Annotated in this window: 17 protein-coding genes and 1 tRNA gene; 14 read left to right on the top strand and 4 right to left on the bottom strand. The window is 69.1% G+C overall.

Annotated elements, in window-relative coordinates; all coding sequences use genetic code 11:
- The first annotated feature begins 108 nt into the window (after nt 1–108).
- The 7 genes from HQ306_RS16450 to HQ306_RS16420 all read left to right on the top strand — a co-directional run bounded on the left by HQ306_RS16450 (nt 109) and on the right by HQ306_RS16420 (nt 9248).
- Nucleotides 109–2964 (top strand): DEAD/DEAH box helicase, encoded by a 2856-nt coding sequence (locus HQ306_RS16450; protein WP_222632734.1) that lies wholly within the window; start codon nt 109–111, stop codon nt 2962–2964.
- Nucleotides 2964–3725, top strand: a complete 762-nt coding sequence (locus HQ306_RS16445) for an SWIM zinc finger family protein (protein ID WP_037187418.1) — start codon at nt 2964–2966, stop codon at nt 3723–3725. Before HQ306_RS16450 ends, HQ306_RS16445 begins: the two co-directional genes overlap by 1 nt.
- Nucleotides 3726–3789: 64 nt before the next feature.
- A complete protein-coding gene (locus HQ306_RS16440; RefSeq protein WP_027507242.1) occupies nt 3790–5298 on the top strand; it encodes a CoA-acylating methylmalonate-semialdehyde dehydrogenase in 1509 nt (502 codons plus the stop codon).
- Between the two features lie 11 nt (nt 5299–5309).
- Nucleotides 5310–6449, top strand: coding sequence for an acyl-CoA dehydrogenase family protein (locus HQ306_RS16435; protein WP_027507241.1), 1140 nt, complete (start codon nt 5310–5312; stop codon nt 6447–6449).
- Complete coding sequence (locus HQ306_RS16430) at nt 6446–7555, top strand: enoyl-CoA hydratase/isomerase family protein (RefSeq protein ID WP_222632733.1); 1110 nt, start codon at nt 6446–6448, stop codon at nt 7553–7555. Before HQ306_RS16435 ends, HQ306_RS16430 begins: the two co-directional genes overlap by 4 nt.
- A complete protein-coding gene (gene mmsB, locus HQ306_RS16425) occupies nt 7552–8445 on the top strand; it encodes a 3-hydroxyisobutyrate dehydrogenase (RefSeq protein WP_056448476.1) in 894 nt (297 codons plus the stop codon). Before HQ306_RS16430 ends, mmsB begins: the two co-directional genes overlap by 4 nt.
- Before the next feature lie 5 nt (nt 8446–8450).
- Entirely contained in the window at nt 8451–9248 is a 798-nt protein-coding gene (locus HQ306_RS16420; RefSeq protein ID WP_308115462.1) for an enoyl-CoA hydratase, read from the top strand.
- 69 nt (nt 9249–9317) lie between these two features.
- On the opposite strand, the gene HQ306_RS16415 is transcribed toward HQ306_RS16420, so the two are convergent.
- Nucleotides 9318–9848, bottom strand: a complete 531-nt coding sequence (locus HQ306_RS16415; RefSeq protein WP_222632732.1) for a MarR family winged helix-turn-helix transcriptional regulator — start codon at nt 9846–9848, stop codon at nt 9318–9320.
- Between the two features lie 221 nt (nt 9849–10069).
- Here HQ306_RS16415 and HQ306_RS16410 point away from each other — a divergent pair, with 221 nt between their 5' ends.
- Both HQ306_RS16410 and HQ306_RS16405 read left to right on the top strand, forming a co-directional pair.
- The gene (locus HQ306_RS16410) at nt 10070–10885 is read left to right on the top strand and encodes a hypothetical protein (protein ID WP_222632731.1); all 816 of its coding nucleotides are present in this window, start codon (nt 10070–10072) and stop codon (nt 10883–10885) included.
- A gap of 69 nt (nt 10886–10954) precedes the next feature.
- Nucleotides 10955–11602 (top strand): alpha/beta family hydrolase, encoded by a 648-nt coding sequence (locus HQ306_RS16405; RefSeq protein ID WP_222632729.1) that lies wholly within the window; start codon nt 10955–10957, stop codon nt 11600–11602.
- Between the two features lie 27 nt (nt 11603–11629).
- Here HQ306_RS16405 and HQ306_RS16400 read toward each other — a convergent pair.
- From HQ306_RS16400 to HQ306_RS16390, 3 genes are all read right to left on the bottom strand, one after another.
- A tRNA-Arg gene (locus HQ306_RS16400) sits at nt 11630–11702 on the bottom strand.
- A 60-nt stretch (nt 11703–11762) separates the two neighbouring features.
- Entirely contained in the window at nt 11763–12464 is a 702-nt protein-coding gene (locus tag HQ306_RS16395; protein ID WP_027507234.1) for a DUF305 domain-containing protein, read from the bottom strand.
- Between the two features lie 2 nt (nt 12465–12466).
- Entirely contained in the window at nt 12467–13348 is an 882-nt protein-coding gene (locus HQ306_RS16390; protein ID WP_222632727.1) for a DUF3105 domain-containing protein, read from the bottom strand.
- A gap of 157 nt (nt 13349–13505) precedes the next feature.
- Here HQ306_RS16390 and argS point away from each other — a divergent pair, with 157 nt between their 5' ends.
- The 5 genes from argS to rho all read left to right on the top strand — a co-directional run bounded on the left by argS (nt 13506) and on the right by rho (nt 21446).
- Nucleotides 13506–15158, top strand: a complete 1653-nt coding sequence (gene argS / locus HQ306_RS16385; protein ID WP_027507232.1) for an arginine--tRNA ligase — start codon at nt 13506–13508, stop codon at nt 15156–15158.
- Nucleotides 15155–16573: a diaminopimelate decarboxylase gene (gene lysA, locus HQ306_RS16380; RefSeq protein WP_056448484.1), complete on the top strand. Its 1419-nt coding sequence runs from the start codon at nt 15155–15157 to the stop codon at nt 16571–16573. The genes argS and lysA overlap by 4 nt, the downstream gene beginning before the upstream one ends.
- On the top strand, nt 16570–17922 hold the full coding sequence (locus HQ306_RS16375; protein ID WP_155957165.1) for a homoserine dehydrogenase: 1353 nt from the start codon (nt 16570–16572) through the stop codon (nt 17920–17922). The genes lysA and HQ306_RS16375 overlap by 4 nt, the downstream gene beginning before the upstream one ends.
- Before the next feature lie 91 nt (nt 17923–18013).
- Nucleotides 18014–18946, top strand: a complete 933-nt coding sequence (gene thrB, locus HQ306_RS16370) for a homoserine kinase (RefSeq protein WP_222632725.1) — start codon at nt 18014–18016, stop codon at nt 18944–18946.
- Nucleotides 18947–19238: 292 nt separating this feature from the next.
- Entirely contained in the window at nt 19239–21446 is a 2208-nt protein-coding gene (gene rho, locus HQ306_RS16365; protein WP_308115440.1) for a transcription termination factor Rho, read from the top strand.
- Nucleotides 21447–21505 lie beyond the last annotated feature (59 nt).

Below are 21505 nucleotides of genomic sequence, written 5' to 3'. Positions count from 1 at the left end.
CGCCGCGTCGGCCGGGTCGAGGAGAAGGTCACGAGGAGCGAGTATGCCGGGTGGGTCCGACAGGACGCGGGACGTTCTGCACAGGCCTCGCAGTGATTGGATGGCACCATGCTCCACGGCCTCTGGACCCCCGGTCGAGGCCTGATGTTGTGGGAGGACGACGACGCCCCGAGCGGCGACCGTCACTCGGCCGACACGCCGGAGCTCCCGCCTCACCTGGCCAAGGTGATGTCCCGACGGATGCGGCACCGTGCCGACGTCACCCTGCCGACGCCGCGCGGACACGTGGCGGTGTCGATGCCGTCGATCGCGCTGGCGCCGGCGGACGCAGCGGAACTGCTGTTGCGCGTTCCGCCCCGCCACCCCGCGATCTCCGGTGATCTGCGCTATCTCGCCCTCGTGGTGGCCGGGGTGGAGCGGTGGGTCCGTGCCGCGCGGGTGGTCCCGGTGCAGGTGCGGTTCGAGTCGCAGTGGTGGCTGCGGTGGCGACTGGTCGGAGGGGAGCCACAGCGCGCGTGGCGCGCGGAACTGGCGGCCGCGATGCCGCCGGTGCAGAGTGCGGAGGGCGGTGCGCGCGCCGTCCTCGACGACCTGCTCGCCGAGGTGACGGATCCGATCGTGCGCCGCGTCATCGGACGCCCCGGAGTCGAGCATCCGCTCTTGTGGTCCCTCGTCGAGGAGGAGCCGTACCAGGAGGGATCGGCTCGCTCCGAGGCGGCACTGGAGCAGTGGCGGGCGAGCCTGCGCGGCGACGAGCCCGAGCTGGTCCTGCGGCTCACCGAACCGGACGACGACGAGGAGACCGGGGAGCCGTTGTGGCCGCTCGAGGTGTTGCTGCGTCCGGACGGTGAGGCGCCGACGCCGGTGGTGGTGCACCGCGGCGGCGCGCCCGGTGCACACGGTGGCGGAGCGCCGGGTGTGCGCGACGCGGAACTGTTCCGGGTCGCGGTGGCGAAGCTCGGCGAGGCGATGGCCGCGTACGAGCCGCTGCGCTCGATGGCGACGGACACCGGCTCGCTCGACATGCTGCTGCCCACGGCGGCGGTGACCGACTTCGTGCTGCACGGGGTCGAGAAGCTGCGTGCCGTGTCGGTCGGGGTGCTGCTTCCGCGGGCGTGGAGTCGCCTCGACGCGTCGTTGCGGCTGAAGGTCGACTCGCCGCCGTCGCCCACCGCGGAGAACCGGGCGGTGGGGTTGGACGAGATCGTCTCGTACGACTGGCAACTGGCCATCGGCGACATGGAACTGACGCCGGAGGAGATGGCCCGGCTCGCGTCGACGAAGGGCGACCTGGTGCGACTGCGCGGCACCTGGGTGCAGGCCGACGGAACCGCCCTGAGCCGCGCGATCGAGTACGTGAAGAAGCAGAACCGGGACCGCGCCCTGCCGCTCGCCGACGTGCTGGGGCAGTTGTCCGCCGAGAAGCCGCCGCCGGTTCCCGTCGAGCGGATCGAGGCCACCGGCTGGGCGCAGAAGTTGCTCGACCCGGACCGCCGGCCGGAACCGGTGGAGGTGCCCGACTCGGTGCACGCGACGCTGCGGCCGTATCAGCAGCGCGGTGTGGAGTGGCTCGCCTTCATGAGTTCGGCCGGCCTCGGGGCGGTACTGGCCGACGACATGGGGTTGGGGAAGACGCTGCAGCTGCTGGTTCTCCTGGCGCACGAGCGATCGGTGACACCGACGTTGCTCGTCGCGCCCATGTCGGTGGTGGGCAACTGGCAGCGCGAGGCGGCGAGGTTCGTGCCGACCCTGCGCGTGCTGGTGCACCACGGGCCGGATCGCGCGACGGGGGACGACCTGACGGCTGCGGTGCGCTCGCACGATCTGGTGGTCACGACGTACGCATTGTTGGCCCGCGACGTGGGCGAACTGTCGGCGCAGACCTGGCGACGGGTGGTGCTCGACGAGGCCCAGCACGTCAAGAACAGCAGCACGGCGCAGGCCCGCGCGGCGCGGGCGATTCCCGCGGCGCACCGGATCGCGCTGACGGGCACGCCCGTGGAGAACCGGTTGGACGAGCTCCGGTCGATCTTCGACTTCTGCAACCCCGGCATCCTGGGCACCCCGGCCACGTTCCGGGCACGCTTCGCGATCCCGATCGAACGCGAGAAGGAGGAGACCGCCGTGGCCAGGTTGCGCTCCCTCACGTCACCGTTCGTTCTGCGGCGGGTGAAGACCGACAAGACGGTCATCGCGGATCTGCCCGACAAGTTCGAGATGACCGTGCGCTCGAACCTCACCGCCGAGCAGGCGAGCCTGTACCAGGCCGTCGTCGACGAGATGATGCGACAGATCGCCGAGAGCGAGGGCATGGCGCGCAAGGGTGCGGTGCTCGGCGCGCTGACCCGGCTCAAGCAGGTGTGCAACCACCCGGCGCACTTCCTCGACGACGGGTCGACGGTGTTGCGTCGTGGCAAACACCGCTCCGGCAAGCTCGCACTCGTGGACGACATCCTCGACTCGGTCCTCGGCGACGGCGAGAAGGCGTTGTTGTTCACTCAGTTCACGGCGTTCGGATCGATGGTGGCGCCGTACCTCGAACGCCGGTTCGGCGTTCCCGTCCCGTTCCTGCACGGTGGTGTGAGCAAGGGCCGACGGGACGCGATGGTCGAGGAGTTCCAGTCCGCCGGCGGTCCTCCGATCATGGTGCTCTCGCTCAAGGCGGGTGGCACCGGCCTCAACCTGACGGCCGCCAATCACGTGGTGCACCTGGACCGGTGGTGGAATCCGGCGGTGGAGAACCAGGCGACGGATCGCGCGTTCCGCATCGGCCAGCGCAAGGACGTCCAGGTGCGCAAGTTGTTGTGCGTCGGCACTGTGGAGGAGCGCATCGACACCATGCTCACCACGAAGAAGGATCTGGCCGATCTTGCGGTGGGCTCCGGCGAGAGTTGGATCACCGAGTTGTCGACGGGGGAGTTGCGCGATCTGCTCACGCTCTCCGAGGACGCGGTGGGCGACTGATGGCGCAGTTCGACCAGTTCGGCCCCCGGCGGCGGATCCCGGACGGCATCGCGGCGAAGACCTCTCGGGGCGCCTTCGGTCGCACGTGGTGGGGCAAGCAGTTCGTGGAGACCATCGAGTCGATCGCCGACGCCGGGCGGCTCTCGCGCGGACGGACGTACGCCCGCGGCGGGCAGGTGATCTCCCTCGAACTCCGACCGGGGCGGATCGACGGCGACGTCCAGGGCAGTCAGGTGGAGCCGTTCTCGGCGTCCGTGAGCATCGCTGTCCTGGATCCGTTCGACATGGACGCGCTGATGTCCGACGTACAGGAGTCGCCCGGCATGCTGACCGAGCTCGCCTCCGGCTCGGTTCCGCGGGCGCTGGGGCCGCGGCTGCTGCTGTCGAGTGCGTCGCAGCTCGATTTCGACTGCACCTGCCCCGACAGCGGGTGGCCCTGCAAGCACGCCGCGGCGCTGACGTATCTCGCCGCGGAGCGGATCGACGAGGACCCGACCCGCCTGCTGGCGCTGCGCGGAGTCGACCTCGATGCCCTGGTCGGGTTCGTCGAGGACGCGGAGGCGACGGTCGATCCGGACGATCACTTCGGTGACGCGACGACGCTGCCCGCGCTGCCGGACCCGCTGTTCTCGCCGGCGTCGGACGATCTCGAGGCGTCGTTGCTGCGCATCGCGTTGCGGACTGCGGACGTCGACGAGCGCGGGGTGCGGTCCGCGATGGCGGAGCTCGATGCGCTCTATCGGCGGATGGGCGGGGCGTGATCCTGGACATACATGGACGTCCGACTATAGGATCACCTCACTCAACGACGACGAAGGTGGATCCGTGACCCGAGAACTGACGCACTACATCGGTGGACAGCACGTAGCGGGGGAGTCGGGCCGTTTCGCCGACGTCTTCGACCCGAACACCGGCGAGGTGCAGGCCCGCGTTCCGCTCGCCAGTACGGCGGAGGTCGAGGCGGCCGTGGCGAACGCCGAGGAGGCGCAGGTCGAGTGGGCGCTGCAGAACCCGCAGAAGCGTGCCCGTGTCCTGATGCGCTTCCTGGCCCTGATCAACGAGAACATGGAGCCGCTCGCCCAGTTGCTCTCGTCCGAGCACGGCAAGACCGTGGCCGATGCCAAGGGCGACATCCAGCGCGGACTCGAGGTCGTCGAGTTCGCCACCGGCATCCCGCATCTGCTCAAGGGTGAGTTCACGGCGAGTGCCGGAACGGGTATCGACGTGTACTCGATGCGTCAGCCTCTCGGTGTCGTCTCCGGTATCACCCCGTTCAACTTCCCCGCGATGATCCCGCTGTGGAAGGCCGCGCCCGCCATCGCCTGCGGCAACGCGTTCATCCTCAAGCCGTCCGAGCGGGACCCCTCCGTGCCGCTGCGGTTGGCCGAACTCTTCCTCGAAGCCGGTGGCCCTCCCGGAATCTTCAACGTCGTCAACGGTGACAAGGAAGCAGTCGACGCGATCCTGACCGACCCCCGCGTCAGCGCGGTGGGCTTCGTCGGCTCCACGCCCATCGCCCAGTACATCTACGAGACGGCGGCGGCGCACGGCAAGCGCGCCCAGTGCTTCGGCGGTGCGAAGAACCATGCCATCGTCATGCCCGACGCCGACCTCGACGAGGTGGCCGATGCGCTGATCGGTGCCGGCTACGGCAGTGCGGGTGAGCGCTGCATGGCCATCTCCGTGGCCGTGCCCGTCGGCGAGGAGACCGCGGAGGCCCTGCGCGCCAAGCTGGTCGAGCGCGTCGAGAAGCTCAGCGTCGGACGCAGCGACGATGCGGGCAGCGACTTCGGACCGCTCATCACGGCCGAGGCCGTCCAGCGCGTCACGGACTACGTGCAGATCGGTGTCGACGAGGGTGCGGACCTGGTGGTCGACGGCCGAGGCTTCTCCCTTGCCGGCCACGAGAACGGGTTCTTCACCGGCGCAACGCTGTTCGACAAGGTGACGACGGACATGCGCATCTACAAGGAGGAGATCTTCGGACCGGTGCTGCAGATCGTGCGTGCGGCCGACTACGAGGAGGCGCTGCGCCTGCCGTCGGCTCACGAGTACGGCAACGGTGTCGCGATCTTCACGCGCGACGGTGACACGGCGCGCGACTTCACCGCGCGGGTGAACGTCGGCATGGTCGGCGTCAACGTTCCCATTCCGGTGCCGATCGCGTACCACACCTTCGGTGGCTGGAAGCGGTCCGGATTCGGCGACCTCAATCAGCACGGCCCGGATTCGGTGCGGTTCTACACCAAGACCAAGACGGTCACCCAGCGGTGGCCCAGCGGCCGCAAGGAAGCTGTGGCGCAGAACCACTTCGTCATCCCGACGATGGACTGACGGTGGCGGACATCTTCGCGCTCGACGAGGACGAGCGCGCGATCAGCGAGACGGCAGCGGATTTCGCCGCGGAGTTCCTCGCTCCGAACGCCGTGGAGTGGGACCGGACCAAGCACTTCCCGGTCGACGTCCTGCGCAAGGCCGCCGCACTCGGTATGGGCGGGATCTACATCGCCGAGGACGTCGGCGGCTCCGGTCTGCGCCGCGTCGACGCCGTGCGGATCTTCGAGAAGCTCGCCGCAGGTGATCCGTCGATCGCCGCGTACCTGTCGATCCACAACATGGTGGCGTGGATGATCGACACCTACGGCTCCGACGATCAACGGCGACAGTGGCTTCCGGCTCTGTGCTCGATGGAGACCCTGGGCAGCTACTGCCTCACCGAACCGGGCGCCGGATCCGACGCGGCCGCGCTGTCGACCAAGGCGGTGCGCGACGGGGACACCTACGTCCTGAACGGCGTGAAGCAGTTCATCTCGGGTGCCGGCGAGTCCGCCGTCTACGTCGTCATGGCACGCACCGGCGGGCCCGGCCCGTCCGGCATCTCCGCGTTCGTCGTCGAGAAGGACACGCCGGGACTGTCGTTCGGCGCCAACGAGGCCAAGATGGGCTGGAACGCGCAGCCCACCCGCCAGGTGATCCTGGAGGACGTCACGGTGCCGGCCGAGAATCTGCTCGGCGGCGAGGGCAACGGGTTCCGCATCGCGATGAACGGCCTCAACGGCGGTCGCATCAATATCGCGGCCTGCTCGCTGGGCGGCGCGACGGCGGCGTTCGACGCCGCGGTGTCCTACCTCGCCGACCGTCGTGCGTTCGGATCACGGCTGCTCGACGCGCAGGCACTGCAGTTCCGCCTGGCCGACATGCGGACAGATCTCGAGGCGGCCCGGGTCCTGCTCCTGCGGGCCGCGAGTGCTCTCGACGCCGATGCTCCCGACAAGGTGCAGCTGTGTGCGATGGCGAAGAAGTTCACCACCGACGTGGGGTTCACCGTGGCCAACGACGCGCTCCAGTTGCTCGGTGGCTACGGCTATCTCAGTGAGTACGGTCTGGAGAAGATCGTCCGCGATCTCCGAGTGCACCAGATCCTGGAAGGAACGAACGAGGTCATGCGAATCGTCATCGCCCGATCGGTGGTGGGTGCCGCGTGAGCGACACCGCCGCGGAGAACTCCGACGTCCTGCTGACGGTCGACCGCGGGGTCGCCACGGTCACCCTGAACCGGCCGCGCGCGATCAACGCGCTCAGCCACGCGATGGTGCGCGACATCGACGCGGCTCTCGTGCGGTGGGAGGACGACCCGTCGGTGCGCGCCGTGCTGATCACCGGCAACGGTGAGCGTGGTCTGTGCGCCGGCGGCGACATCGTCGCGATCCACGACGACGCGAAGGCGAAGGCGGGCGAGAACTGGCCGACGGGGTCCGCCACCGCGAAGTTCTGGCGGGACGAGTACGTCATGAACTCGCGGATCAACCGGTACGGCAAGCCGATCGTCGCTCTGATGGACGGTGCGGTGATGGGCGGCGGAGTGGGTATCTCCGCTCACGCGACGGTCCGTATCGTGACGGAGAAGTCGAAGGTCGCGATGCCCGAGGTCGGCATCGGCTTCGTTCCGGACGTCGGCGGGACGTATCTCCTCGCCCGGACGCCCGGCGAGATCGGCACCCACCTCGCGTTGACCACCGCGCGCATGACGGCGGGCGACGCCGTCGCTGCCGGATTCGCCGACCACTTCGTGCCCACCGAGGATCTGCCGGCGTTCGTCGAGGCCCTGCACACGGGCACCGTCGACACCGCCCTGTCGCTCGTCTCGCCCGTTCCCGAGTCGGCTCTGGCGGCGCAGCGTGAGTGGATCGACGCGGCCTACACGGGCGACGACGCGGCGAGCATCGTCGCGCGGTTACGTGCCGACGGCCGCGACGAGGCCGTCGCTGCCGCCGACGCGATCGAGGCGAAGTCCCCCACGTCGGTGGCGGTCACGCTCCGCTCACTGCGCCGCGCGGCCGCGGCGTCGTCGCTGGACGAGGTCCTCGACGACGAGTACCGCGTGTCCATCGCCTGCCTGGACAGCCCCGACCTCGTCGAGGGCATCCGCGCGCAGGTGGTGGACAAGGATCGTCGACCGCGTTGGACGCCTGCCCACCTCGACGACGTCACCACCTCCGACGTCGATCGTTTCTTCGCACCGCTCGGCGACGCCGAGTTGGGTCTGACGTCCGCTGCGGCGGACTCCGTCTCGAAAGGACCACAATCGTGAGCACCGTGATCGCCTTCCTGGGGCTGGGGCACATGGGCGGGCCGATGGCGGCCAACCTCGCCGCGGCCGGCCACGACGTCCGAGGCTTCGACCTCGTTCCCGCCTCGCTCGACCAGGCGCGGGAGAAGGGCATCACGGTCGCCGAGTCGGCCGCCGACGCCGTGGCGGGTGCCTCGGTGGTGGTGACGATGCTGCCCAGTGGCAAGCACGTCCTCGACTGCTATGCCGACGTCGTCCCCGCTGCCGGCGCCGGCACGCTGTTCATCGACTCCTCGACCATCGACGTGGCCGATGCCCGAACGGCGGCCGACGTCGCGCGGGCCGCGGGCCACCGCGCCGTCGACGCTCCCGTCTCGGGCGGCGTCGGTGGAGCCACCGCGGGCACGCTGACGTTCATGGTCGGGGGCGACGACGCTGCCGTCGCCGAGGCGAATCCGCTGCTCGAGATCATGGGTCGCAAGATCGTGCACTGCGGACAGAGCGGCAACGGCCAGGCGGCCAAGCTGTGCAACAACATGATTCTCGGGGTCTCCATGATCGCCGTCAGCGAGGCCTTCGTGCTCGGGGAGAAGCTGGGGCTGACCAATCAGGCACTGTTCGACGTCGCCAGCACGGCATCGGGACAGTGCTGGGCGTTGACCACCAACTGTCCCGTTCCGGGGCCGGTGCCGACGAGTCCCGCGAACAACGACTACACGCCGGGATTCGCCGCCGCGTTGATGCGCAAGGATCTGGGTCTCGTGTCGGAGGCCGTGCGCGCCAACGGTGTCGAGGCGCAGCTGGGCATGCTGGCCTCGGCGATGTACGAGGCGTACGCCGCCGAGCACGGCGACAGGGACTTCTCCGGCATCGTGCAGGACATCCGTGAGCGTTCGGGCGGTACCGCGTGAGCGACATCGGGACGCCGAAAGTGGAGACGCAGCAATTCGAGACGATCACGGTCGAGACCAGGGGCCGCGTCGGCGTCATCACGCTGAACCGGCCGAAGGCGCTGAACGCGTTGAACTCTCAGCTGATGACCGAGGTGGTCGAGGCTGCCGTGGCGTTCGATCGTGATCCGGCGATCGGGGCGATCGTGGTGACCGGTTCCGAGAAGGCGTTCGCGGCCGGTGCCGACATCAAGGAGATGCAGTCCAAGACCTACATGGAGGTCTACACGCAGGACTTCTTCTCCGAGTGGGACGCGTTCGCCGCAGTGCGCACACCGACCATCGCCGCCGTGGCGGGTTACGCCCTCGGTGGGGGTTGCGAGCTGGCCATGATGTGCGACATCTTGATCGCAGCGGACACGGCTCAGTTCGGCCAACCGGAGATCGCTCTGGGGGTGATCCCCGGAATCGGTGGCTCCCAACGGTTGACCCGTGCCGTCGGCAAGGCCAAGGCCATGGAGATGTGTCTGACCGGCCGCAAGATGGGCGCCGAGGAGGCGGAGCGAGCAGGGCTCGTGTCGCGGATCGTGCCGGCGGCCGATCTGCTCGCCGATGCGCTGGAGACGGCCGAGACGATCGCCGCGAAGTCGCTGCCCATCGCTGTCATGGCGAAGGAAGCCGTGAATCGGGCGTTCGAATCGACTCTGGCGGAGGGTGTTCGGTTCGAACGTCGCTTGTTCCACTCGACGTTCGCCACCGACGATCAGACCGAGGGCATGACCGCCTTCACCGAGAAGCGTCAGCCGGTGTTCCGCCACCGCTGATCCGGCCGTACCGAGATCCGGTGCGACGCTCCTCGCCCGAGCGAGGGGAGTGGCACCGGATCTCTGCTGTCACCAGCCGGACGTGTCCTCGTCGTCGAAGTCCCCGGCGCGCCGCCGGACCCCTGCGAGGATGGACACCAGTCTGTCCAGATCCGCACCCGCGACTCCGGGGAGCCTGAACACGCGGTCGTTGAGATCTTCCGTCGCCTTGACCGCCAATTGCCGTCCCGCCTCGGTGATCTCGACGAGTGTGGTGCGGCGATCCGTGGGGTGCGGTACCCGCGTGACCAGGTCCGCCTTCTCCAACCTGTCGACGGCGTTGGTCACCGAGGTGGGATGGACCTGCAGGCGTGCGCTGGCTTTCGCCATCGGCAGGGCGCCGGTCTTCGTGAAGGTGAGAAGGGTGAGCAACTCGTAGCGAGCGAAGGTCAGCCCCGTGGGTTTGAGGACCTCTTCGACGCGCGCCATCATGATCTGCTGGACGCGCATGATGGACGTGACCGCGGCCATGCCGTCGGCGGCATCCGACCATCCGTGGCGGATCCACTGACGGTGAGCTTCCGCGATGGGGTCCAGCGGAAGCTTCGGCGCTGACGACATGGGTCGATCTTCCCACGTTCGCACGGTGGATCGACTCGGCGCGCGACCGAGTCGATCGCCACATCCGTCACATCTGCATCATGCGACACTTTGGTATCAATGCAGTCTCGACGACCGTGACCTGACGAAACCCGTGATCGAATCGGACCACACGGTTCCCACGGGACCGCACGCGCATCTCGATCCCGAGATCGTCGACCCCGAGCCATTCAGGAGCATGCATGCGTACATTCCGTCGGCCTCGTCGAACGGTGGCCGCCCTGGCCATCGCCTGCGCCGGAGCGCTCGCGCTGCCGGCCGTCGCCTCTGCCGATCCGGCACCCGCTCCGGACCCGTTCCAGCAGGCGCTGGCCACTCTCGAGGGATCCGCTGCGCCGGGGGACGTCGCCCTCGAGGCGGCGCGCGCCGTGCTGGGTGCCGCACCGTCGGTCGATGTCGCGGAGCCCGCCGGTACGAACCCGCTGGCGCTGCTGGACGCTGCGAACGGACTGCTCGGCGGCTTCGGTCTCACGCCGTTCTTCTACCCGACGGCCGCGATCAACTGCTCCGCGCTCCCGGGTGCGCCGCTCGGCATCGTGCCCGCGGTCGCCGGTTCGGCTCCCGGCCCGTACACGCCGAAGGTGCCGGGTGTCACCATTCCGACACTGCCCGGGATCGACACCACGATCGCCGATCCGGGCGAGACGCTGTACGCCTTTGTTCCGGCGCCCGGCGGCATCGTGAACGACGGTGCGAACAAGTCCGGCATGCAGGTGGCGTGGTTCAACGTCAACACGCTGAAGGGTGGCTTCGCCGACATGGGTGGTCTCACCGACATCGTCCTCGCGGAGATCATCGAGCCACTGGGTGAGCCGTTCCGTTCCATCGGACGCGACCTGCTGACGAACAACCTCTCGAAGTTCCCCAACGCCGGTGTCCGCCTGGCACCCGTCGCCACGGGCTCGGGCACCGTGCTGTCGGCGATCTTCGGCCAGGTCTCGCACGACGGCAAGACCTGCGCGTTCTTCCCGACGGTGGGGCTCACTCAGGTTCCCTGACACCGGACGCACGAGAAGAACGGGCATCGACCACTGTGGTCGGTGCCCGTTCTGCGTTACGGTCGCGGCATGACGGAGGGAACGGTGCGGGAGTGGCGAGCCGACGGGATCCACGGCGTCGTCCACGAACCTGCCGGCGCACCCGTCGCGACGGCCGTGCTCGCCCACGGTGCGGGAAGCAACTGCGACGCAGCGATTCTGGTGGCCGTCGCCAACGAGCTCGCGGACCGTGGGGTACTGACGGCGCGGATCGATCTCCCGTTTCGTCAGGCTCGGCCCAAGGGCCCTCCGAACCGAGCGGGCGCCGCCGCGGATCGTGCCGGTATCGCCGCCGCGGTGCGGGCGCTGGATGCGCGGGGACCGGTGATCGTCGGGGGTCACTCGTACGGCGGCCGTCAGGCCTCGATGCTCCTCGCCGAGGACCCCGACATCGCGGACGCTCTTCTCGCACTGTCCTATCCGCTGCACCCGCCGACGAAGCCGGACACCCTGCGGACCGAGCACTTCCCGGGCATCGCCGCGCCGACCGTGATCGTGCACGGCTCGCGGGACCCGTTCGCCACCGGCGACGAGCTGCGCGAGCACACGGCGCGGATCGGGGGAGCGGTGACCATCGTGACGATCGAGGCTGCGGGACACGACCTGGCGCCTGCGAGGAAACCGACGGCCCGGCTGACGGCCGACGCCGTGATGACGGCGCTCCTGGCGAACGACTGACGGTGCTCGCACCGGGCGAGTGATGGGTGCCCCCGGCAGGATTCGAACCTGCGGCCTTCCGCTCCGGAGGCGGACGCTCTATCCCCTGAGCTACGGGGGCGCACCGGAGCGAACTCCGATGTGCCGTTTCGGGCGGTGCCAACAGTAGCGCATCACGCGATCAGAGCGGAGCAGCACCCTTCTCGGTGAGCATCTGCGTCATCAGCTGAGCCTCCGAGGTCTGGGTGTTCACCATCGTCTGCGCGAGATTGCGCACCGCGGGCGTCTCCGCGTGCACCGCGCCGTACTCCATCATCGGCAGACCACCCTCGTGGTGGCGCAGCATCAACTGGAGGAACAGCACGTCCAGTGCCGGACCGGTGGCGGCGCGCAGCGCCGTCATGTCCTGCGTGCTCGCCATACCCGGCATGGTCTGCACGGGACCGGTGGACGAACCGGACCCGGACATGGACGACATCGACGAGCCGGACATGGAGTGTCCGCCGTCCTCCGTCATCCAGCCCATGTAGCCGCCCGTCGGCAACGGAGCGGCGTCCCAGAGCGCCAGCCAGCCCTGCATCTGCCCGGCCTGGTTCTGCTGGGTCGTGAGGATGTCGTACGCGAGATTCTTGACCAGCGGATCGGAGGCGCCACTGAGCGCGATGGTCGCCATCTCGATCGCCTGGTTGTGATGCACGGTCATGTCCTGCGAGAACCCGACGTCGACCGAATCGGCGCCCGGTGTGGGTGCCGGATCGTCCCGCAACGGGGTCTGCGCGAGGAAGCCGACGGCGAACCCGATGACGAGCAGGGCCACCGCACCCAGGACCAGCAGAGCCGATCGCTGACTCCGCTGCGCCGTGGGCCGCTCCTCCGTCGTCACGCTCACGGTGTGGGCACTGCCGCGCCGTCGGTGGGCAGGCCGTCGGTGGGCAGGCCCAGCCCGCCCGGGAGCTGACCCGCACCCGTCTCGGAGGCGTCGGGGGTCAGGCCCTCGCCGCTCATCGGCACCGCGTCGGGGCCCGGTGCACTGCCGTCGAACGGCGGCGGGCTGTCCTGGTCGAAGGTCTCCGGCGTCGTGGAGCAGCTCGCGCCGACCTCGGGGTAGGCGTAGCGGTTCAGGCGGAGTGCGGCGATGAAGTGGTCGATCCGGGGGTCGTCGACACTGTCCAGCTTGAGCTGGTGGCCCCACGACTGCAGGGAGATCGGGGAGTCGAGTCCGGGGTAGGCGGACATGAGCATGTACTGCTGGTTCTCGACCTTGGCGGCCAGCGTCGAGATCTGGTCCTCGCTCAGGTCGTCCGGGTTGTAGGCGATCCAGACGGCGCCGTGCTCGAGCGAGTGCACGGCGTTCTCGGTGCGCAGGCCGTCCGGGTAGACCGTGCCCATGCAGTTGGCCCACACCTGGTCGTGCGGGCCACCGAACGGCGGCGACTGGTCGTAGGCGACACGCTGCGAGCCGGTGACGTGCAGCGCAGCGGGATAGTCCTGCGTGACCACGCCGTCGATGCCGGTCGACGGGTCCTGGTTCTCCTCGGTGGGAGCGAAGCGCTGCGCCTCGGCGCGGTCCTGGTACTTGGGCACCAGGTTCCAGGCCAGGGCGCCGATCAGCGCGATGACCACGACGGATGCCGCCACCGTCAGCCACGGGATCTGGCGCCGCTTGCCCGATCCCACGCTGGAGGGGACACCACCCTTGTTCCGGGTGCCGGTCTTGCTGGCAACCTTGATGGCCTTGGCTGACTTCTTGTCGGAACCGCTTGGCATGGTCGGAGCGCTCTTTCGATCGAGGAGATGAGTGGCCGCCTACTCGAGGCAGCCCCACTGTACGGAGGGAGTCCGAGCCCTCGCTGAAGCGCTCCCGTCGGACCCACCGGTGACCGCGGTCGGGGTGCTGTGCAGCGAGACCATAGGATAAGGCCCCGTGACTCCCGCCGACCTCGCCGAACTGCTGCATGCCACCGCAGCGGCCGTGCTCACCGAGCACGGACTCGATCCTGCCGTGTTGCCCGCGACGGTGACGGTGGACCGCCCGCGCAATCCCGAGCACGGCGACTACGCGACCAACGTCGCGATGCAGGTGGCCAAGAAGGCGGGCGTCAGCCCCCGCGACCTGGCGACCTGGCTCGCGGACGCTCTGGCCGGTGCCGACGCTGTCGAGGCCGTCGACGTGGCCGGTCCCGGATTCCTCAACATCCGGCTCGCGAAGTCCGCTCAGGGCGCCATCGTGGAGCGCGTGCAGCGCGAGAACGATCGCTACGGCTGGTCCGACGAGCTCACCGGGACCTCGATCAACCTGGAGTTCGTATCGGCGAACCCCACGGGTCCCGTGCACCTGGGCGGCGCCCGTTGGGCCGCGGTGGGCGACGCCCTGGGGCGCATCCTCACCTCGCGGGGTGCCGCGGTCACCCGCGAGTACTACTTCAACGATCACGGCGCGCAGATCGATCGGTTCGCACGCTCGCTGGTCGCCTCGGCGCTGGGTCTGCCCGCACCAGAGGACGGCTACGCGGGCGAGTACATCGCCGAGATCGCCGCGGCCGTCGTCACGCAGCGACCGGACGTGATGGGTCTGCCCGACGACGAGCGGCAGGAGGTGTTCCGAGCCCTCGGCGTCGACGCGATGTTCACGAAGATCAAGTCGGACCTGCACGAGTTCGGCACCGACTTCGACGTGTACTTCCACGAGAACTCGCTCTTCGAGTCCGGCGCGGTCGAGCGCGCTGTGGAGACGCTGAAATCCTCGGGCAACCTGTACGAGAAGGACGGGGCCTGGTGGCTCCGCAGCACCGAGTACGGCGACGACAAGGATCGCGTCGTGGTCAAGAGCGACGGCAACGCCGCGTACATCGCCGGCGACATCGCGTACTTCCAGGACAAGCGATCTCGCGGATTCGACCTGTGCATCTACATGCTCGGCGCGGACCACCACGGCTACATCGGTCGGCTCAAGGCCGCTGCCGCAGCCTTCGGCGACGATCCGGCGACCGTCGAGGTGCTCATCGGTCAGATGGTCAACCTCGTCCGCGACGGTGTCGCCGTGAAGATGAGCAAGCGTGCGGGCACGGTGATCTCTCTCGACGACCTCGTGGAGGCCATCGGGATCGACGCCGCGCGGTACGTGATGGTGCGGTCGTCGGTCGACTCGTCGATCGACATCGATCTCGCGCTGTGGGCGAGCCGGAGCAACGACAACCCGGTGTACTACGTGCAGTACGCCCACGCCCGGTTGTGTTCTCTCGCCCGCGGTGCCGAGGAGCTGGGCGTCTCCGCCGCGGATCCCGACTTCGCGCTGCTGACCCATGCCGCGGAAGGTGACCTCGTCCGTACCGTCGGGGAGTTCCCCCGCGTCGTCGCCAGTGCGGCGGGGCTGCGCGAACCCCACCGGATCGCCCGGTACCTCGAGGAGTTGGCGGGTGCCTATCACCGGTTCTACGGAGCGTGTCGAGTACTTCCCCGAGGAGACGAGGATCCGATGCCCGTCCACACAGCGCGGCTCGCCCTGGGCGACGCCACCCGGCAGGTCCTGGCCAATGGCCTGGCCATGCTCGGTGTCAGCGCACCGGAGAAGATGTGAGCGCGCATCCCGCCGGGCCGCGGCACGCCGAGCAGTCGGGCCCCGGCACCCCGGAGCGTCCGGCGGACAGCGCGGCACTCACGGACCTTCATCCGAAGGTGTTCCCCCGCAACGCAGCTCGTGGTGACGACGGCGTCGTGACGCTGGCCGGTGTTCCGGTGACGGAACTCGCCGCCACGTACGGCACGCCGCTGTTCGTCATCGACGAGGACGATTTCCGGTCGCGCTGCCGCGAGATGGCGGAGGCGTTCGGTGCCCCCGAGCGGGTGCACTACGCGTCCAAGGCCTTCCTGTGTGGGGAGATCGCTCGCTGGGTCGCGGACGAGGGTCTGTCCCTCGACGTGTGCTCGGGCGGCGAGCTGGCGATCGCACTGAACGCGGGCTTCCCGGCGAACCGGATCGCGATGCACGGCAACAACAAGTCACGGGCCGAACTGGAGGCGGGAGTGCGCGCCGGTGTCGAGCACGTCGTGCTGGATTCGATGATCGAGATCGACCGGCTCGACGAGGTCGCTGCCGCGGCGGGAACGGTGCAGGACGTCCTGATCCGCATCACCGTCGGGGTCGAGGCACACACGCACGAGTTCATCGCCACCGCCCACGAGGACCAGAAGTTCGGCTTCAGCCTGTCCGACGGCAGCGCGCTCCGGGCCGTCAGTCGGGTGTTCGAGACCGACAATCTGCGCCTCGTCGGCCTGCACTCGCACATCGGATCCCAGATCTTCGAGGTCGACGGGTTCGAGCTCGCGGCTCACCGCGTGATCGGGTTGCTGCGCGACATCAAGGCCGAGTTCGGCACCGAGAAGACCTCGCAGATCACCGTGGTCGATCTCGGCGGCGGCATGGGCATCCACTACGTGCCGGGGGACAACCCGCCCCCCGTGCAGGATCTGGCCGCCAAGCTCGCCCACATCGTCGAGTCCGAGTCGGCGGCCGCCGGGATCCCTACTCCGACACTGGCAGTGGAGCCCGGACGTGCGATCGCGGGACCCGGCACCGTGACGCTGTACGAGGTGGGCACCGTCAAGGACGTCACCGTCGACAGCACCCACACGCGCCGCTACATCAGCGTCGACGGGGGCATGAGCGACAACATCCGGACCTCGCTCTATCAGGCCGAGTACGTCGGCCGCCTCGCGTCGCGTACGTCGGAGGCTCCGGCCGTTCTGGCCCGGATCGTCGGAAAGCACTGCGAGAGTGGCGATATCGTCATCCGCGACACGTGGCAGCCCGAGGATCTCGGTCCCGGTGACCTGTTCACCGTGGGCGCGACGGGTGCGTACTGCTACTCGATGTCGTCCCGGTACAACCTTCTGCCCCGTCCGGCCGTCGTCGCCGTGCGGGACGGGCAAGCGCGGCTGGTACTCCGCCGCGAAACGTTCGACGACCTGCTCAGCTTGGAGGTAGACCGGTGACCGCTCCAGAATCGTCAGTGTCGTCGGAGGCCGCGGCCTTCGTCAGTCCCGTGGACAAGCCGATCGGCGTCGCCGTCCTCGGTATGGGGAACGTCGGCAGCGAGGTCGTACGCATCCTGCTCGATCACGCCACCGATCTCACCGCCCGCGTCGGTGCGCCGCTCGTGCTTCGGGGAGTCGCGGTGCGCGACATCGGCAAGGACCGCGGCATCGACCCCGACCTGCTGACCACCGACGTGCGCGCACTCGTCGCGCGCGACGATGTCGACCTGGTGGTCGAGGTGCTCGGCGGCATCGAGCCGGCCCGCGAACTGATCCTCGCCGCGCTCAACGCCGGCAAGTCGGTCGTCACGGCCAACAAGGCACTCCTCGCCGAGTACACCGGTGAGTTGGCCGACGCCGCCGAGAGCCACCGCGCCGACCTGTACTTCGAAGCCGCTGTGGCAGGGGCCATTCCGGTGGTCCGGCCGCTGATGCAGTCTCTCGCCGGTGACCGGGTGAACCGTGTCATCGGCATCGTCAACGGCACGACGAACTTCATCCTCTCGGCCATGGACGAGACGGGTGCGGACTACGCGGACACGCTCGCGGAGGCGGGACGGCTGGGATACGCGGAGGCGGATCCGACGGCCGACGTCGAGGGCTTCGATGCTGCGGCGAAGGCCGCCATCCTGGCCTCACTCGCGTTCCACACCCGGGTCACCTCGGCCGACGTACACCGCGAAGGGATCTCCTCGATCACCGCGGCGGACATCGCCACCGCGCGTGCGTTCGACTGCACCGTCAAGCTTCTCGCGCTGTGCGAGCGTGTGAGTGACGACGACGGCAACGACCGCATCTCCGTCCGCGTCTACCCGTCGCTCGTACCGCTGTCGCACCCGCTCGCCTCGGTGTCGGGTGCCTTCAACGCCGTCGTGGTCGAAGCCGAGGCCGCGGGACGGCTCATGTTCTACGGCCAGGGTGCGGGCGGCGCTCCCACCGCGTCCGCCGTCATGGGCGACCTGGTGATGGCGGCGCGCAACAAGTTCTACGGCGGCCGTGGACCCGGGGAGTCGACGTACGCCAAGCTCCCCGTCGCGCCCATGGGGGACACCCCCACGCGGTACCACGTCAACATGCAGGTCGCGGATCGCGCCGGAGTGCTCTCCGCCGTCGCGGCCGAGTTCGCCAAGAACGACGTCAGCATCTCCACGGTGCGCCAGGAGGGCGCGAGCAAGCATGCCCGTCTGGTCGTCGTCACGCACCGCGCCAAGGACTCGGCTCTGGCGGCCACCGTGGACGCGCTGAAGGAACTCGACATCGTCACCGCCGTCACCAGCGTTCTCCGACTCGAGGGAACGTCCGAATGATCGGGATCTCGATCGCGGGATCGACTGTGGCACCAGGGTCGTCGGTGAACCCGGCTGCTCCCGAGTCGGCATAGTGGCCGGGCCGGCCGACGTGACGAGGACACTCACCACCGGGACGGTGGCGCACGCCCGCGTGCCTGCCTCCAGTGCCAACCTCGGACCAGGGTTCGACACACTGGGGCTCGCCCTGGGTCTGTTCGACGACGTCGTCGTCACCGTGGCGGAGTCCGGGCTCGACATCGAGGTCGACGGTGAGGGTGCGCGCGAGGTTCCGTGGGGTCCGTCGCATCTCGTCGTGCGAGCGATCGAGCGTGGTCTCGAGTCGGCCGGCGTGTGGGCGGACGGCTTGAAAGTACGCTGCCACAACAGGATTCCTCACTCTCGCGGCCTCGGCTCGTCGGCGTCGGCAGTGGTCGGTGGGCTCGCCGCGGCCAACTGCCTCGCGGCGTCCCTGGATCCGGCTCTCGCGTTGTCGCCCGAGCAGATGGTGCAGCTGGCCGCCGAGTTCGAGGGTCATCCGGACAACGCGTCGGCCAGCGTGCTCGGCGGCGCCGTGGTGTCCTGGAGCCGCGAGTCCGGCCCGCCGGAGGGGCCGCGGGCCTATGCGGCCGCCCGTCTCGACGTGCACCCGGACATCGGTGCGACGGTGCTCATCCCGACCGAACGGTCGTCCACGGCGCACACGCGCGGACTGTTGCCCGACCTCGTTCCGCACCGCGACGCCGCGTTCAACGCGAGCCGATCCGCGCTCGCGGTCGTGGCCCTGACGACGCGACCCGATCTGTTGATGGTGTCCACCGAGGATCGCCTGCACCAGCCCTACCGGGCCTCCGCCCTGCCGGTGACGTCGCGATGGGTCGAGACCCTGCGCGCACACGGGCACGCCGCGACGGTCTCGGGCGCCGGACCCACCGTGCTCGTGCTCGGAACGGCGAGCATCGCGCGCGAGTTGGCCGACCGCGCCGGGGACGACGGGATGACGGTGCTGGAGCTGGACATCGCGGACGGCGTCACGACGCGCTGACGCGGACATTCTTGCCCGTACCTCGCATCACGGCTATTGTGGTACGCGTCCGTACATCGTGCGCAGTCAGCGCGCCGATTTCTCCAGGGCATTACTTCCCGGCCTCGAGCTCCAGCGGTGCCGCCGTCGTCGATCGGCGCGCCACGGCCGCCAGGGAAGTCGCATCCTGGAACAGCCTTCGCTCTTCTGCACGACGCGAACGTACGCGGCATCCGAGTTCGACACGAGAGTCGAACGGCGGAACGAACCCTCGATCTGCGCACCAGGCGCGCGAGGGAAGGAAAGGACCTCCGTGACCGATACGGAATCTATCGCTGCTCCGGCGACCCAGTCCGACACGCGCCCGCGCACGTCGCGCCGCGGTGCCGGACTCTCCGGGATGGTGCTCACCGAGCTGCGCGGACTCGCGTCCGAACTCGGCATCAAAGGTGTCTCCGGGATGCGTAAGGGCGACCTCGTGTCCGCGATCGAGGCCAAGCAGGTGCCCGCGTCCGCGGCTGCCACCGAGGCACCGTCGCGCGCACCCCGCGTGAGCCGGTCCGCGCCCGCCGCCACGTCGGACGCACCGTCCGCCGGTGTGTCCGACGCCGTGGCCCCCCGGGATTCCGGAGCCGACGGTGCGAGCGCCGGCGCCTCCAGCTCCGACGCCGGTACCCCCAGCGCCGACACCTCGGGTTCCGACGGTGCAGCGTCCGACGGCGCGAACCCCGACGGCCCGCGTCGCACGCGAAACCGTCGCGGAGCGACCCGCCGTGCCGGCGCCGCGGAGTCGACCGACACCGCCGCCGAGTCGCAGAACGACGCTGCGCCGACGCAGGACGGCCGCGCGCACCAGTCGACCGACGCGGCAGCGTCCACCACGACAGCTCCGGCCGAGACCACCCGCACCGACGGTGGCGACGACCGCGACCAGGGCGACGGTGATCGTCAGAACGGGGACCGGCCGCGCCGCGAGCGCCAGGGCCGCAACCAGGGCGACCGCAACCAGGGCGACCGCAACGATCGCAACCAGGGCGATCGCAATCAGGGCGACCGGAACGACCGCAATCAGGGCGACCGGAACGATCGCAACCAGGGCGACCGGAACGATCGCAACCAGGGTGACCGCAACGATCGCAACCAGGGCGATCGCAACCAGGGCGACCGCAACGATCGCAACCAGGGCGACCGCAACCAGGGTGACCGCAACAACGGGCCTCGTGACAACGGTCCCCGCGACGACGAGGACGGCGAGGGCCGCGGCAGGCGGGGACGTCGTTTCCGCGAGCGTCGCCGTGGGCGCGATCGGGACGGTGCTCCCGAGGGCGGCGGCAACCAGCGTGATCGTGAGCGCGAGCCCGAACTGCGCGACGACGACGTCGTGCAGCCCGTCGCCGGCATCCTCGACGTGCTCGACAACTACGCGTTCGTCCGGACCTCGGGATACCTCGCGGGACCGAACGACGTGTACGTCTCCATGAACATGGTGCGCCGCAACGGCCTCCGTCGCGGTGACGCACTGACCGGTGCCGTGCGAGTGGCCCGCGAGGGGGAGCAGAACAACTCCCGGCAGAAGTTCAACCCGCTGGTCCGTCTCGACACGGTCAACGGTGCGCCGCCGGACGGCAACCGCAAGCGGCCGGAGTTCAACAAGCTGACGCCGCTGTACCCGAATCAGCGGCTGCGCCTCGAGACCACGCAGAACATCCTGACGACGCGCGTGATCGATCTGGTCATGCCGATCGGCAAGGGACAGCGTGCGCTCATCGTGAGCCCGCCCAAGGCGGGTAAGACCAGCGTGTTGCAGGCGATCGCGAACGCCATCGCGACGAACAACCCCGAGTGCTACCTGATGGTCGTGCTCGTGGACGAGCGTCCAGAAGAAGTGACCGACATGCAGCGCAGCGTGAAGGGTGAGGTCATCGCCTCCACCTTCGATCGCCCGCCGGGCGACCACACCTCGGTCGCCGAGCTGGCGATCGAGCGCGCCAAGCGTCTGGTCGAGGACGGCCGCGACGTGGTGGTGCTGCTCGACTCGATCACGCGTCTGGGCCGTGCGTACAACAACAGCTCGCCGGCCTCGGGTCGCATCCTGTCCGGTGGTGTCGACTCCACGGCGCTCTACCCGCCCAAGCGCTTCCTCGGCGCCGCGCGCAACATCGAGAACGGTGGATCGCTCACCATCATCGCCACGGCGATGGTGGAGACCGGCTCGACAGGTGACACGGTGATCTTCGAGGAGTTCAAGGGCACGGGCAACGCCGAGCTCAAGCTCGATCGCAAGATCGCCGAGCGGCGCGTGTTCCCGGCGGTGGACGTCAATCCGTCGGGCACCCGCAAGGACGAGCTCCTGCTCAGTCCCGACGAGGCGGCCGTGCTGCACAAGCTGCGTCGGGTGCTCTCCGGGCTCGACTCGCACCAGGCGATCGATCTGCTGATCGACCGACTGAAGAAGAGCAAGAACAACATCGAGTTCCTCATGTCGGTCTCCAAGACGGCGCCCGGTTCGCCGGAGGACTGACCCCCGAGGATCGACGGAACAAACGTTTCGGCACCGATGTTGAGACGATTACCAGCGCG

The organism is Rhodococcus sp. BP-160, assembly GCF_019836205.1.
Lineage (GTDB): Bacteria > Actinomycetota > Actinomycetes > Mycobacteriales > Mycobacteriaceae > Rhodococcoides.
The sequence above is the reverse complement of the archived record's forward strand: the minus strand, read 5'-3'. Positions and strand labels throughout refer to the sequence as shown.

Bases quoted from the DNA above. Each gene is read 5' to 3' on its own strand.
- HQ306_RS16450 (WP_222632734.1), top strand. From the start codon at position 109: ATGCTCCACGGCCTCTGGACCCCCGGTCGAGGCCTGATGTTGTGGGAG.
- HQ306_RS16445 (WP_037187418.1), top strand. From the start codon at position 2,964: ATGGCGCAGTTCGACCAGTTCGGCCCCCGGCGGCGGATCCCGGACGGC.
- HQ306_RS16415 (WP_222632732.1), bottom strand. From the start codon at position 9,848: ATGTCGTCAGCGCCGAAGCTTCCGCTGGACCCCATCGCGGAAGCTCAC.
- HQ306_RS16410 (WP_222632731.1), top strand. From the start codon at position 10,070: ATGCGTACATTCCGTCGGCCTCGTCGAACGGTGGCCGCCCTGGCCATC.
- HQ306_RS16405 (WP_222632729.1), top strand. From the start codon at position 10,955: ATGACGGAGGGAACGGTGCGGGAGTGGCGAGCCGACGGGATCCACGGC.
- HQ306_RS16390 (WP_222632727.1), bottom strand. From the start codon at position 13,348: ATGCCAAGCGGTTCCGACAAGAAGTCAGCCAAGGCCATCAAGGTTGCC.